This is a genomic window from Paenibacillus sp. OK003, from assembly GCF_900109515.1.
GTDB lineage: Bacteria > Bacillota > Bacilli > Paenibacillales > Paenibacillaceae > Paenibacillus > Paenibacillus marchantiae.
This window is the reverse complement of the sequence record NZ_FOBD01000007.1, coordinates 204,502-217,341: the sequence shown is the minus strand read 5'-3', so window position 1 is coordinate 217,341 and position 12,840 is coordinate 204,502. Positions and strand designations below refer to the sequence as shown.

The 12,840-nt window shown below is 46.3% G+C and carries 16 protein-coding genes, 1 tRNA gene, 1 pseudogene and 1 riboswitch; of the genes and pseudogenes, 5 read left to right on the top strand and 13 right to left on the bottom strand.

Going from position 1 to position 12,840, the window contains the following annotated elements; genetic code table 11:
- Window positions 1–24: 24 nt before the first annotated feature.
- The 6 genes from BMW94_RS12865 to BMW94_RS12840 all read right to left on the bottom strand — a co-directional run bounded on the left by BMW94_RS12865 (window position 25) and on the right by BMW94_RS12840 (window position 3,452).
- Window positions 25–408, bottom strand: coding sequence for a VOC family protein (locus BMW94_RS12865; protein WP_090998833.1), 384 nt, complete (start codon window positions 406–408; stop codon window positions 25–27).
- Window positions 409–675: 267 nt separating this feature from the next.
- Complete coding sequence (locus tag BMW94_RS12860; RefSeq protein ID WP_090998831.1) at window positions 676–1,539, bottom strand: DUF6612 family protein; 864 nt, start codon at window positions 1,537–1,539, stop codon at window positions 676–678.
- A 99-nt stretch (window positions 1,540–1,638) separates the two neighbouring features.
- Window positions 1,639–2,061 (bottom strand): thiol-disulfide oxidoreductase DCC family protein, encoded by a 423-nt coding sequence (locus tag BMW94_RS12855; protein ID WP_090998828.1) that lies wholly within the window; start codon window positions 2,059–2,061, stop codon window positions 1,639–1,641.
- 143 nt (window positions 2,062–2,204) lie between these two features.
- Window positions 2,205–2,483 carry a hypothetical protein gene (locus BMW94_RS12850; protein WP_024629327.1) on the bottom strand — a complete coding sequence of 93 codons (279 nt, stop codon included), beginning with the start codon at window positions 2,481–2,483 and terminating at the stop codon, window positions 2,205–2,207.
- Window positions 2,484–2,581: 98 nt separating this feature from the next.
- Window positions 2,582–2,827 (bottom strand): zinc ribbon domain-containing protein, encoded by a 246-nt coding sequence (locus tag BMW94_RS12845; RefSeq protein ID WP_024629326.1) that lies wholly within the window; start codon window positions 2,825–2,827, stop codon window positions 2,582–2,584.
- Between the two features lie 205 nt (window positions 2,828–3,032).
- Complete coding sequence (locus tag BMW94_RS12840) at window positions 3,033–3,452, bottom strand: organic hydroperoxide resistance protein (protein WP_063564421.1); 420 nt, start codon at window positions 3,450–3,452, stop codon at window positions 3,033–3,035.
- Between the two features lie 446 nt (window positions 3,453–3,898).
- Between BMW94_RS12840 and BMW94_RS12835 the strand changes: the two genes are divergently transcribed.
- A complete protein-coding gene (locus BMW94_RS12835) occupies window positions 3,899–5,194 on the top strand; it encodes an Nramp family divalent metal transporter (RefSeq protein WP_090999081.1) in 1,296 nt (431 codons plus the stop codon).
- Between the two features lie 147 nt (window positions 5,195–5,341).
- On the opposite strand, the gene BMW94_RS12830 is transcribed toward BMW94_RS12835, so the two are convergent.
- Window positions 5,342–6,034: an HAD family hydrolase gene (locus tag BMW94_RS12830; RefSeq protein WP_175480672.1), complete on the bottom strand. Its 693-nt coding sequence runs from the start codon at window positions 6,032–6,034 to the stop codon at window positions 5,342–5,344.
- A 166-nt stretch (window positions 6,035–6,200) separates the two neighbouring features.
- Window positions 6,201–6,599 (bottom strand): HAD family hydrolase, encoded by a 399-nt coding sequence (locus BMW94_RS12825; protein WP_228469185.1) that lies wholly within the window; start codon window positions 6,597–6,599, stop codon window positions 6,201–6,203.
- A 117-nt stretch (window positions 6,600–6,716) separates the two neighbouring features.
- Window positions 6,717–6,892: riboswitch (cyclic di-AMP (ydaO/yuaA leader) on the bottom strand.
- A 367-nt stretch (window positions 6,893–7,259) separates the two neighbouring features.
- Here BMW94_RS12825 and BMW94_RS12820 point away from each other — a divergent pair.
- Window positions 7,260–7,736 (top strand): glutathione peroxidase, encoded by a 477-nt coding sequence (locus tag BMW94_RS12820; RefSeq protein WP_090998824.1) that lies wholly within the window; start codon window positions 7,260–7,262, stop codon window positions 7,734–7,736.
- Here BMW94_RS12820 and BMW94_RS31285 read toward each other — a convergent pair.
- Together BMW94_RS31285 and BMW94_RS12815 are read right to left on the bottom strand one after the other, a co-directional pair.
- Window positions 7,709–7,780 (bottom strand): annotated as a pseudogene (locus tag BMW94_RS31285) (hypothetical protein); the annotation flags it as partial. The gene BMW94_RS12820 and the pseudogene BMW94_RS31285 sit on opposite strands and share 28 nt — an antisense overlap.
- 126 nt (window positions 7,781–7,906) lie before the next feature.
- Window positions 7,907–7,989, bottom strand: a tRNA-Leu gene (locus BMW94_RS12815).
- Between the two features lie 421 nt (window positions 7,990–8,410).
- Here BMW94_RS12815 and BMW94_RS12810 point away from each other — a divergent pair.
- The 3 genes from BMW94_RS12810 (at window position 8,411) to BMW94_RS12800 (ending at window position 10,270) form a co-directional block, all read left to right on the top strand.
- Window positions 8,411–9,112: an urease accessory protein UreF gene (locus tag BMW94_RS12810; protein WP_175480671.1), complete on the top strand. Its 702-nt coding sequence runs from the start codon at window positions 8,411–8,413 to the stop codon at window positions 9,110–9,112.
- Between the two features lie 273 nt (window positions 9,113–9,385).
- The gene (locus BMW94_RS12805; protein WP_063564423.1) at window positions 9,386–9,589 is read left to right on the top strand and encodes a hypothetical protein; all 204 of its coding nucleotides are present in this window, start codon (window positions 9,386–9,388) and stop codon (window positions 9,587–9,589) included.
- A gap of 27 nt (window positions 9,590–9,616) precedes the next feature.
- Entirely contained in the window at window positions 9,617–10,270 is a 654-nt protein-coding gene (locus BMW94_RS12800; protein WP_090998821.1) for a nitrogen regulation protein NR(II), read from the top strand.
- Window positions 10,271–10,295: 25 nt separating this feature from the next.
- Here the strand turns inward: BMW94_RS12800 and urtE are convergent, their stop codons facing one another.
- Genes urtE through urtC form a run of 3 tightly spaced genes read right to left on the bottom strand, consistent with a single transcriptional unit; the run spans window position 10,296 to window position 12,835 of the window.
- Entirely contained in the window at window positions 10,296–10,991 is a 696-nt protein-coding gene (urtE, locus tag BMW94_RS12795) for an urea ABC transporter ATP-binding subunit UrtE (protein WP_090998818.1), read from the bottom strand.
- On the bottom strand, window positions 10,969–11,778 hold the full coding sequence (gene urtD / locus BMW94_RS12790) for an urea ABC transporter ATP-binding protein UrtD (RefSeq protein WP_090998816.1): 810 nt from the start codon (window positions 11,776–11,778) through the stop codon (window positions 10,969–10,971). Before urtD ends, urtE begins: the two co-directional genes overlap by 23 nt.
- Entirely contained in the window at window positions 11,741–12,835 is a 1,095-nt protein-coding gene (urtC, locus tag BMW94_RS12785) for an urea ABC transporter permease subunit UrtC (protein WP_090998813.1), read from the bottom strand. Before urtC ends, urtD begins: the two co-directional genes overlap by 38 nt.
- Between the last annotated feature and the right edge of the window lie 5 nt (window positions 12,836–12,840).

Sequence of the window (12,840 nt, the reverse complement as noted above, 5' to 3'; positions counted from 1 at the left end):
GGATTTATTCAAACGCAAATCCGCTCAAGAATGATAAGGTGCATCAAACTCAACAATATTACGATCCGGATCAAGCACAAAAATCTGTGCAAACCCGGCAACACTATCCGGTCTCGCCTCATATTCAATTCCCTGCTGATCCAGCCAGGCCAAAGTCTCCTTGTAACTCTTCACCCAGATCGCAAAATGTCCATCTGTAGTATCGATCCCTGCCTCACGAAGAGTGTGTCCCTGCGGGTGCTGTAACAGATGAAGCTGTTGACTACCAATGGCATACCATGTGCCCGTAGAGTTGAACGGCGGACGTTCAATCTCCTGCATGCGGAGCAAACTAGAATAAAATTTTTTCGCAACTTCCAAATCACGTACAGCCAGACTCACATGATGTATATGTGCATATTCAATCATTTCTTTGACCTCCTGCCTGAAATAACCTTCCTTCAACTTCCCATCAACTCTAAATTCAATCGTTTACACGACTATACTATAACACCTTGGACTCTCACCACAACGGATACAAAAAAGAAAAACACCCCCGATTGAATCCGCCGAACCTGTCGATTCACACAAATTCATATCAGAAGTGCCTTCTCCAGAAGATCCACATCATAGCAGCTTTGACCAGGCTAAATTCTCAACAGAGAGAATGTCACCCGCTTATCCGCAAGCTTTTTTTTATTTTGAACTATCCAATGCTTCCTGCGGGATCTTGATCTCTTTCACGCCATTATGGTTGGAGAACATGCTGGTCATTTTCATGTCCATCGAGATTTTCTGTCCCTCCTGCTCCATTTCCATGACCATGTCGACATCCGTACTTGCAGGCAGGTAAGTTTCTTTGTTGATCATATATTTCATTTTCATGCTGGTAATATTCATTTGATCAAGCATCGCTTGAGTTTGGGCATCCGATCCGTTTTGCTCCATGACCGCTTTGGCCAGCTCCTTCACGTTATCACCGGATACGTCAGCGTTAATCACGTAGTTGTCGCCTTCTTCCGTAATTTTGGTGTCTTCGGCAATCTTTTTGAATTGCTCCAGCTCACCTTCCGGATTCATGCTTGCCTGCATCTGCTCAATCAGTGGTTTCGTTTGCTCGTCAGGAATTTTGACCCACTGGTCCCCCACCTGCGAATAAATCTTATCCGAAGTGATGTACTGCTTCACGTTCTGCGCTTCCTGTCCGGACATTTCCATCTTCATCTCCTGATAGATCATCATCGGATCTTTGATGATATCCATCTTCAGCGATGTTTTCACCTGTTGATCCTGGGACTGCTCGCCGTTCACCAGCTTCAAATTTTGATCAATATTGGCTTCCGTAGTGAAGCTTTTCATGTCTTTAGTCGCTGCATTCGTTTTGTCGATTAATTCGTCCAATGTAGGGAGTTTTGTCGCCTGCTCCGCAGTTGTATTCTCCTCATTCGACGTTTCGTTGCCAGCTGGCGGCGTTGCTGTACTGTTATCCGCAGCGTTGCTGCAAGCTGTCATGCTTACTGCTAATAATGCCCCAATCAATAATGTAGTCCATTTCTTCAAGTTATTTGCCTCCCAAAATAGAGTTGATCCGTACTCATTACCCAATTATTTCCGTTATTAATCAATCGTTACCGATACAAGATGTCATTCTTCAGCCTTTTAAAGGAATCGATCCTTAATGTCAGGTGTAGGCAGCATGCACGCTTCATCTTGACCAAACCAGCGATATCGGTTGCGAGCTACCGTGTTATATATGGCATTCCGAATAAATTTCGGTACAATAATTAACCCGTACAATAATGGATAGGGGAATTTCAATCCTTTGGCCAGACGCAGCGCAGCGGTTGAACGTGTATAATATTTTCCATCCTCAATAAGTACAAACGTATCCATGCTGTCCGTGGACAGATTGCCCTGCTCCAGCAATTTTTTCGCTACATCCGATTGAAGTGATGCAAAATGATATTTCCCCTCAGGGTCACGCTTGATAATCCACTTCGTTAATCCTTGGCAGAAATGACAGACTCCGTCCACAAGCACAATCGGGTGTCCCTGATGCTGATCCGTTTGATTTACTGTCATAATCGTGGCCTCCTCATGTGTGCTATTAGCATAACTTACCCGTTTTGAGTCATCTCGGTCGCTTTTTCACATTTTATTTAAGTATAACGGAAAATAGAAAAAGAGCGCAGGCTCTATGCCCACGCTCGTATCTGTTTTGGCAATTACTCGGCAATTGCCTTTTCCATCCATTGGTCGTCGATCATCTGTTGGTGCAGGTCACCAGCCCACTGGTCCATGCATTTGCAAATGAAATCTTTGCGACATACCGGACAAGGTGTTTTCTGTAGACGGCTGATATTGGTCAGCTTCCATTCCGGGGAATGGGAGTAGAATACACGGCATTGTGTACCGTCTACCAATTTCATTTTAAATTCATACAATCCGTCTTCCTTGTTGCCACTAGCTAATTCTAAATTTGCAATACGCGGTCTATAAGACATGGATATCACCTGTTAATTCAAATTTGGTTCATGCAATGACACTTCTTAGTACTAAATCATATTAAAGAAATTTTAGTTCGATGTCAACTCACGCACATTTACCCGCCAAATAGAATATCAAGAATGGTACCCACCTGACCCTGTTTTTTCCCTTTCAACACATCCGGATCGAATACTTCTACATATCCACAGGAAGAACAGGCGACGAAGAGATAATGATTGTGCTGAATATCAAACATTTTGCTAAGTCCCGCTCCTGACATGGATACTTCCTTAATATTACAATCCGTACCCCTGCATTTGGTGCATACAAATCGTCGTTCTATCATCTCTTCAATACTCATTGTCATTCCCCCTTATTCGAATGTATGACTTCAAGCAAGAGTAGATTATGTAAAATAGTACGCTGTTCAACATGCAATCTCCTGCATCTCATCTGTATTATAAAATACAAAACCCTGCCGAAGGCCAGCAGGGTCTTGTACTCGAACATCAGGTATCCAAAGATACCCTGCTCTATATGTTCCCTTTACTCCTACGAGTCAGGTCTTAAACTACATTAAGTACCACATCAATATTGCCGCGTGTTGCTTTGGAGTAAGGACAGAAATCATGTGCCTTGCGTGCAAGATCCTCTGCTTGACTGTGATCCACGCCAGGCATGCTCACATCCAAACGTACAGACAGTTGGAAACCATCATCTGCCGGATCTTTGCCGATGGATACATTACTTGTGACCACCACATTCTCCAATTTCACGCCTGCTTTGCGTGCCACATTGGCAAGAGCACTTTCATAACATGCACCGTATCCCGCTGCAAAGAGCTGCTCAGGATTGGTTCCTTCACCACCGGAGCCTCCAAGTTCTTTTGGCATTTTCAGATCATGCTTGAGCACGCCATCCGAAGAAGCCACCGAACCTGTACGTCCACCTTTAACTGTCGCTGTTGCTGTATATAAAGCTTCCATTAAGAATCTCTCCTTCACCTTTAAGTTTTTTGTTGCCTACAATTCAATTTAAACTTCTGGCTCATTTTGAAACGTTGTTGCTCCTTATTCAGCTTTTACATCTTTATCTTTTTCATGCATTGGGGATGAACACAGGTAATTTATCCAGGGTTGGGTAATATACTAAGGCACAATTCACTCTCCGGTAAATTTTGTCCTCATACACAAAAGTTGCACTAGACAAAAATAATTGAAGGAGTACAATGTAAGTATCAACATAAACGTTTAGACATATGTGAAGTCGTTTAATTACGCTTTTAAGATTTTGGTTTCAAGGTTCAAATGTAATCAAAGGAATGACACCGTTCCTCTTCATATAGAATATCAATACTTCAAAGTCGGGTGATTATATTATGAGTAAAAAAAATCCGTTCAACACTCCTTCAAATGAGCCATTAGCTGCGGGTATGGCCCCATCTCTCGGGGAAGCCCACAGCTCCATGAAGGTGCCTCAGAACGCTGCTTGGTGGAGAAAGTTCCTCGCTTTTGTTGGACCTGGTTACCTGGTTGCCGTTGGATATATGGACCCTGGGAACTGGGCAACGGATATTGCCGGTGGTTCACAGTTCGGTTATACGTTATTGTCCGTTATTCTGATATCAAATCTAATGGCTGTGGTATTGCAGTCTCTCGCTGGCAAGCTCGGGATTGTCACAGGACGGGATTTGGCGCAAGCCTGCCGCGAACGATTCAGCATGCCTGTAGTCATGATGTTATGGATTTTGTGTGAGCTTGCGATTGCAGCCACCGACCTTGCCGAGGTTATTGGTTCAGCCATCGCGCTCAAGCTGCTGTTCAACATTCCCATGTTATACGGCGTCATTGTTACCGCTGTCGATGTACTGGTCATTCTTTTGCTGCAAAATAAAGGCTTCCGCGCATTGGAATCGCTCGTTATCGTGCTGATGGCTACCATCGCCCTCTGCTTCGGGATTGACCTGTTTCTCGCCAAACCGGATATGGGCGGTGTCATGCATGGTTTTGTACCCAGTACCGAGATTTTGCAAAATCCAGCCATGCTTTATATCGCCATCGGAATTATTGGAGCAACTGTGATGCCCCATAATCTATATCTGCATTCTTCCATTGTGCAGACCCGTCAGATTGAACAGACACCTCAGGGTAAAAAAGAAGCGATTCGTTATACCACCATGGATTCAACCATCGCTTTAACGCTGGCCCTGTTTATCAATGCAGCCATCCTGATTCTGTCAGCTTCCGTGTTCCATAGTGTAGGCATGACCCAGGTCGCGGAAATTACAGATGCATACCATCTGTTGACACCACTTCTGGGTACCACCATTGCAAGTATCTTGTTCGGTGTAGCCCTGCTGGCTTCAGGCCAGAACTCAACACTCACCGGCACGTTGTCCGGACAGATTGTAATGGAAGGCTTCCTGAACATTCGTATTCCGGCGTGGCTCCGTCGACTGGTAACACGTCTGATTGCGATCATCCCGGCCGTTATCGTAACAGCCATTGCCGGTGAGCATGGAACAGAGGAACTGTTGATTCTGAGCCAGGTTGTGCTGTCGCTGCAGCTCCCCTTTGCCGTCATTCCACTGGTGATGTTTACGAGCGACAAAAAAAGCATGGGGGCTTTTGCCAACAAGCTATGGCTTAAAATTACCTCCTGGATCATTGCTGGAGTTATCGTTGTCCTGAATGTGTATCTGATTATCCAGACCATTATGTTGTTCTAGGTTAAATAGATCTATGCGATATTTTATCTAACTCAAAAAGGCTGATCATCTCAAGTAACCTATCCCTTGAGACGATCAGCCTTTCCTTTGATATGTTTGAGCAGCAGCCTAATCCATACCGATCAGATCTTAAATACCGCACTTCATTTAGTTGTCCGAATTTTGAGTTACCATCAACAATGGAAGAAGTTCCTCCAGTGATTCAATCGTCCAGTCCGGACGCTCTGCATCCGCAAGCTCCGGCTGGAATCTGCCATAACCCTGCAAAATCCGGATCGTGTGCATACCCAGCTTCTTAGCTGGAATAATATCATTATCAATCCTGTCGCCGATCATGACCGCTTCCTCAGGTTTGCATCCCGCCTGTTTCAACGCTACAGCATACAATTCAGGATCAGGCTTGGACACTCCTTCTTCAGCCGAACAGGCCAGCACATCCACATACTTGCGCAAGCCGTAGCTATCCAGCCGATTTTCCGTCCCCGGGCTCTGATTGGCAATGATACCAATTTTATAGTGCTGCGACAACGTCTGGAGAACAGTGTCGGCTGACGCGAAGGGGCGTTCAAGCTCTTTGCGGAACTTCAGCTTCTCCTGTATCTGTTCCCGGTGCCCCTCGTCGCTAATCAGGGTACGAATAGCCAATTTCATCGGCCATTGCTCATAATTTCGGTAGGAGGCGGCAAATAGTTCTCGCACCGTCTGCTTCTCCACCTGATAACCAAGCGCACACGCTTCACGAACGAACTGTCCGATAATATCATCTACCGGCTCCCATTCATCCACAAGCGTATCCCCCACATCAAAGAACAACCATTGTATTCCACGTACATCCGGCACGCTTATTCCTCCTCGTTAGCCACAGGAAATTCATATCTCCATTTCCCAAACCATAAAAAAAGAAGACCCACCATCATGCATGAGTCTCCTCAAGATTCCGTTTATTTATGATTTCAATTATAACAGGCAGCTGACACCGGATCAATCACAGGAATAGTACTAGTCATTAGCCATTAAGCAGAAATCCAACTTCCCCATTCAAGGAATATACAATACGGTCTGCTCCCATTCCCCGATAGATTCCTTTGGGATGGCTTTGTTCGGTAATGACACAGAGGGACTTGGATGTCCAGGAGCGGCAAATCTGCAAATATCGACAGGTCAGGTTTAGGCTATTCTCAAAAATAAAAACATTGCCGACACTGCCTTGCGGCAAAAACCATTTCTGAGCTGCAGCCGTGTTCATGCGAATGACATGCTCCACACCGATTCTCCGGAGCCTGCGCTCTTCCCCTGCACTGTTGGTCAGAACGGCAAACGGCATTTTTTTGTACATCAGCAATTTGATAAATTTACGTCCTGCTTCATTTGGAGCAGTCACTAAGATCATCTCTTTATCCATCATTCGTTCCTCCCTTGGCGTGAAAAGACAACAAAAAAGAAGCGTGGGGGACCAAGGCCTCCCGGACGCTTCTTCAATAATCCATAGCAAAAAGACACTATGAACCAGCGTACGGCTTGTTGCCTCTCCCTTTAACGCTTACGAGGTTAGCTGACGGATTCGGGCGCGAGAGTCGCCCTATTTCCGGCTGTCACCGGAAAATTCACCCCATGGATGCCTACTGTCCTGGACAGTTCATCCTGTTGGTTCCCCCGTTTCCCACCCATGAATGAATGGAAACTCAGCGATTAAAACATCGTTCCTTTAGTATCATTAATCAGAGCGATATTATCGTTTGTTTCGTTTTTCATGTAAAATTTAATTTAAATTGGAATTACGATATGAATCATACACCCGTGCCATATTGGTGTAAAGTCTGTGCAGATCACCGAATCGACGGATTTTTGCCATTTCACATCAATAATAGCGCTTACAACATATCCATTCTCTACCCATCTCTTCAAAGCTCTCTAATTCTCTCTTTAGCGAAAATTAGGTAGCAAATCGGTCACAGATCATACACGACAGCTTGAAATGGAGTTAAAAAAACAATATAAATTTTGCATTATTTAATTGTAATCAATATAATAGAAGAAAGAAGAATATGAAATGGAGGCGATTTTCATGTCAGTCTACGACTACAAAGTAAACACCCTTCGCGGTCAGGAAGTTGAAATGTCCAACTATCGTGACAAAGTACTGCTTATCGTGAATACAGCAAGCCAATGCGGCCTTACACCTCAATTCAAAGGTCTGCAAGAGCTTCAGGACAAGTTTAAAGACTCCCCGTTTGAAGTTCTTGGTTTTCCAAGCAACCAGTTTGCACAGGAAAAGGGCTCTTCTGATGATATTGCCGAGTTCTGCCAGATGAACTATGGCGTTAGCTTCACGATGTTTGAGAAGATCGATGTGAATGGTTCAAGCGCTCACCCTCTATTCCAGCATCTTACCAAAGAAGCACCGGGTGTACTCGGCTCCAAAGCCATCAAATGGAACTTCACCAAGTTCCTTGTGGATCAGAACGGACGTGTTGTGAAACGGTATGCTCCCAAAACAACACCTGATAAAATTGAAGCAGACATCAAAGAATTGCTTAAATAACAAGTGAAGGCCATCCGCCCCCGGCAGACAGAATGAGCATGCATTCAGGGGAATCGGATGACCTTTTTTTGTCTTTTTGTCTGGACCCATCTGTACTATAAAAAAACATAAAAAAAACATAAAAGAAGAAGCTTCCCATACGGGAAGCTTCTTCTTAATCGTTCTTATGATGCGGTCGAGAGGACTCGAACCTCCACGGGTATACACCCACTACCCCCTCAAGATAGCGTGTCTGCCATTCCACCACGACCGCATGTCGTAAATAATCGGCAACAGAATTGATTATACCCGGTTCATGTTTAAAAGTAAAGCATTTTTATTAATATCATTTTAAATGCGCTTTCCCTTCCATAAATCGTATAATCTCGTCATTTTCTCCTACGAAGTGCATATGATTAAATTTGATCTCCTTTGTATACCCGATAAGGCTGATCACTCTACTTTCTTTATATTACCATCCTTCAAATCCTTTTAGTAGAATATAACTTTTAAAGTTATATAAAATAACATTAAATAGATTTAATATTTAAAAAACCAAGAAACTATTGACAAAAAGCGGATATTTATGTGAATATATATATCATATAATTCGGATTTACAAACATAAAGCGAACCAAAAAGGAGTATAGATGTTATTTAACATAACATTTAACGAACGTAGGAGGCGAAAGATTGTGAACCGTGGGAATAAGCTGCTCGATTACGTCAAACTGCTTGATTCCTCTATCCATGTCGGAGGCTTCACCCATTCCTTCGGAATGGATGCCCATATCGCGGAAGGTACCATTCGTAGTGCTGAAGATCTCGAATCATTCATGCGCTGCCAATTGCATCCCAGCATCGTGCGTCTGGAAGGCATGGCGATTAAAGGCATATACACCGCCGCAGATCACAATGACGCGTGGCGTACAGCCCTCATCGACAAGCTCGTCCATGTCCAGCGCACCCCAGTCAATCTTAGAGAACATGCGTCCACCATGGGCAAACGACTGATTAAGCTGGCTCGTGCACTCCACCCCTGGATTGATTTTAGCCACCTCGAACACACCCTGGCTAAGTATGAATCCGTCGGCTGCCTCTCCACCGTTCACGCCTGGATTAACCACCACCTCGAAATCCCTGTCGAGGAGGCGGTCCTTGGTTATCTGCATTCAGCAATGAGTGCCTGCATAACCGAAGCCTCCAAAGTGATTCCCCTCAATACCGACACAACCCAGGACCTGCTGGTTCGCCTGGCCGCAGACCTGGAGCATGAATGGCATACCATCAGCGCCTCCGCTGCAGATGGACTGGTACAACCAGCCTCAATGTCCATGCAAACGTTGTTCCCAAGCTTTCACATGCTTGGAGCAGGACTTCACGCCTACAGAGCCTGATCCATCCTTTTTCCCTTCATAACCCACCTCCTCACACAGTAAAATAGTAAAAAACACGCCGCAACCTCATTGCTGGCGTGTTTTTTATGTCATTTATTTTGTATATTTAACGTATTTACGCCAATTAACATATTATAATACACTTATTTCCGTCTTTTTTAATTGTTAGATGACGTAAATACGTATATAATAAAACATACAGCTCGCATATCTATCTATTTTACACCCAGAATAACCAGCTGAACACTACATTCCAACGAGGGGTGAACCCTTTTGAACAAAAAGAAACCTGTGACTCCTTTCGGATGGGCCATCAAACGACGACTAACCGAACTCCAGGTCGACCAAAAGACATTTTGTGAACAGTATGGCATTCCACCGTACCGTCTGTCCAATCTCATTCACGGTACACGCAAAGCAACCCGGTTCAGGAACCAGGTCGCAGATATTTTGGAAATACCAGATGATTTAAGATAAGATTTCTGCCAAGGAGGAGCTCATTTCATGAGATACTTAATATCCGATCTGGAGAGATTATCGTTCCAGTCCATGCAACACCAGCTTATCATCGTCGACCACAACTGGATCATCCGAAGCTGCAACACGGCATGGCAACGCGGACTCGGGCAACTGCTTCTCAAATCGAGCGTATCAAGCCCCTCCAGAACATCACCTGAACTACCTCATTACCTTCATCTTATAGAGGGGTGGACATTACGCGAGGAGAAAGCAAAGAATGCGAAGATTGTTCAGGAGTTAAAAAGTATTACTGCACCTTTTAAAGACAGTTATACATACGACATCTCCGTTCAAACTGTCCACAACGAACAACGGTGGTTCCGTCTCGAGCTCACCCCATTGATTCAGGCCGACCCATCCCTGCTGTCTGATCTCGCATTAATTGCACACACGGATGTTACCGAACAGAAACAGACAGAGCGCCAATTGAAGAAGGCACTGTCCGAAGTACGTACTTTGCGTGGACTGCTCCCCATCTGCGCTGTCTGCAAACAGATTAAGGATGAACAGGACAGCTGGAACTCTGTTGAGAGTTATTTGGAGAAGCACACTCATGCCGAATTCACCCATGATATCTGCCCGGATTGCATCCGAAGGCTATATCCGAAATACTCCAACATTCTGGACAAGCGTTCCTGAACCCACCCTACACCAAGAACTTAAGCTACACAGACAGATGGTGCTCAAACTGCGACATATCCAGCTCTCGCGGTGTTCCTTGCAGTGCAATTGCCCCTTTGTCCATTACATAGATATAATCTGCAGCACCGCGTACAAAATCAATGCTTTGCTCCACCAGCAAGATGGAGATTTCACCCTTTGCCTTAATTTGCAAAATGACCTGCCGGATGTCCTCTACGATAGAAGGCTGGATGCCTTCTGTCGGCTCATCCAGAAGCAATAATCCGGGCCGGGAAGCCAGCGCGCGGGCAAATGCCAGCTGCTGTTGCTGCCCGCCACTCAGATCACCACCCTGCCGTCCATACATCGTGGCAAGCACCGGAAACATCGCCAGCACATCCTCCGGGAACGTCTTTACCCCTGCGCTACTGGTCTCCAGACCCAGCAGCAGATTTTCCTTCACCGTAAGCTGTGGGAAGATCTCCCGCCCCTGTGGCACATATCCAATCCCCGACCTGGCCCGCTTGGCCGGATCGAGGGTGGATAATTCCTGACCTTTCCACTGAATATGTCCCTTGCGCGTTTTAAGAAGCCCCATCAACGTCTTCATCAAGGTGGTTTTCCCAACACCATTACGTCCCATCAGGCATACCACCTGACCTGGCTCGACATCCAGATTCACACCGCGCAGCACATTGCTCTCCCCATAGCCGGACTCAATTCGTTGCAGCGACAGCATGGTCATCCCTCCTTTTGCCCAGATACACTTCAGCCACTCTTGGATCTTCCTGCACTTCCGCCATCGTACCTTCCTTTAGAAGCTTGCCTTCATGCATCACCGTCACTTTGGCTGCATACTCGCGAACGAATTCCATATCATGCTCCACTACCACAACAGACCTTTCTCGCGCAATGTCCTGCAGCAGGCGCCCCGTCTTATGTGTTTCTTCGTCCGTCATCCCCGCTGCCGGTTCATCCAGCAGCAATACACGGGGTTCCTGCAGCAGCAGCATGCCAATCTCAAGCCACTGCTTTTCCCCGTGTGATAGCGCCCCTGCACGTGCGTCCACTCGGTCCTGCAGACCAATCTGGAGCGTAATCCGCTCCATGGCCGGACTTATTTTTGAATACCGTTGAATACCCAGAGCCTGTAAAGGAGAACGACGAGTCTCCGCAGCCAGCGTCAGGTTCTCCTGCACGGTCAGACCAGCAAAGATCGATGGAGCTTGGAACTTGCGCCCTACCCCTTTTCGAACAATCTGGTGCTCCTTCAAACGTGTCAGATCCGTACCATCCGCCATCTTCACTGTACCGGACAAGGGCTTGGTTTTGCCGCAAATCACATCCAGCATCGTTGTTTTTCCCGCACCATTGGGACCGATCAGAAAATGCAGATCATGTTCATGCAGCTTCAGATTCATGCCTTTGACCGCAACAAAACCGCCAAATGCCACCGTAATTTCCTCTGCGACCAGGACTACCGGAACGTCAGTAGACTTTTGGCTTTTCCTGACTGACTGGAACATGCACAACCTCTCCTCTCCGTTTCAACAAGCGCACCACATGACGGTATACACCAACAAGCCCATTCGGCATGAATAAGACCACCGTTACAAAGAGTCCACCAATGACAAACAACCAACCTTCCGGATACGCTTCACTGATGCCCGTTTTGGCTGCGTTCAGTACCACAGCTCCGATTACCGCACCAATCAGCGTTCCACGACCGCCCAAGGCAACCCATAATACCATTTCAATTGATGGCACAATCCCCATCATGGAAGGTGAGATGATCCCTACCTGGAGCACAAATAACATACCTGCGATTCCCGCCAGCGCTCCGGAAAGGGCGAAAGCCAGCGTCTTGAACCCTGCCGGGTCATAGCCAAGAAAGCGAACCCGATTCTCCCCATCCCGCGCAGCTTCAAGCACCTGACCAAACCTGCTGTTCACAACCCGGCGACAAAGCAGGTAGGCGAGCACTAGAACGGCAAGCGTTATATAGTAGAGAGCAATCGTTGTCCCTGCCGAATGAAGCGCAAAACCAAAGATCGCGTTATACCCCGTTATACCGTTGGTCCCTCCCGTCCATTCCTGTTTGCCCACAAATAACGTTACTACAATGAGGACTAAAGCTTGGGTCAGGATTGTAAAATACACACCGGTGATCCGGTTACGGAATGTGAACCAGCCCAGGGCAAAGGCCAGCAATGCCGGAAGGGCAATGCCTAGCAATAGCGCCACCGGGAATGACCTAAATGGTTCCCAGAACCATGGCAGACCGCTAAGACCACTCCATCCCATAAAGTCTGGAAGTGTTGCACCGCTCGCCTGCAGCTTCAGATACATCGCCATGGCGTACCCGCCAAGCCCAAAGAATACGCCATGCCCCAAACTAAGCACGCCTCCATATCCCCAGATCAAGTCCAGACCGATTGCCAGAATGGCCAGGGCCAGGAATTTCGCCAACAGACTAAGCCGGAATTCCGTGGAAATGAGTGGAGCCAGACACATCATGATCAGGACAACCGCCCAGATGATCTTCATTTTCAGACTACCCGTCTTGAGAAGTGCCGACATCATATAAC

Bases quoted from the DNA above. Each gene is read 5' to 3' on its own strand.
- BMW94_RS12865 (WP_090998833.1), bottom strand. From the start codon at position 408: ATGATTGAATATGCACATATACATCATGTGAGTCTGGCTGTACGTGAT.
- BMW94_RS12855 (WP_090998828.1), bottom strand. From the start codon at position 2,061: ATGACAGTAAATCAAACGGATCAGCATCAGGGACACCCGATTGTGCTT.
- BMW94_RS12850 (WP_024629327.1), bottom strand. From the start codon at position 2,483: ATGTCTTATAGACCGCGTATTGCAAATTTAGAATTAGCTAGTGGCAAC.
- BMW94_RS12845 (WP_024629326.1), bottom strand. From the start codon at position 2,827: ATGAGTATTGAAGAGATGATAGAACGACGATTTGTATGCACCAAATGC.
- BMW94_RS12840 (WP_063564421.1), bottom strand. From the start codon at position 3,452: ATGGAAGCTTTATATACAGCAACAGCGACAGTTAAAGGTGGACGTACA.
- BMW94_RS12835 (WP_090999081.1), top strand. From the start codon at position 3,899: ATGGCCCCATCTCTCGGGGAAGCCCACAGCTCCATGAAGGTGCCTCAG.
- BMW94_RS12825 (WP_228469185.1), bottom strand. From the start codon at position 6,599: ATGATGGATAAAGAGATGATCTTAGTGACTGCTCCAAATGAAGCAGGA.
- BMW94_RS12820 (WP_090998824.1), top strand. From the start codon at position 7,260: ATGTCAGTCTACGACTACAAAGTAAACACCCTTCGCGGTCAGGAAGTT.
- BMW94_RS12800 (WP_090998821.1), top strand. From the start codon at position 9,617: ATGAGATACTTAATATCCGATCTGGAGAGATTATCGTTCCAGTCCATG.
- urtE (WP_090998818.1), bottom strand. From the start codon at position 10,991: ATGCTGTCGCTGCAACGAATTGAGTCCGGCTATGGGGAGAGCAATGTG.
- urtD (WP_090998816.1), bottom strand. From the start codon at position 11,778: ATGTTCCAGTCAGTCAGGAAAAGCCAAAAGTCTACTGACGTTCCGGTA.
- urtC (WP_090998813.1), bottom strand. From the start codon at position 12,835: ATGATGTCGGCACTTCTCAAGACGGGTAGTCTGAAAATGAAGATCATC.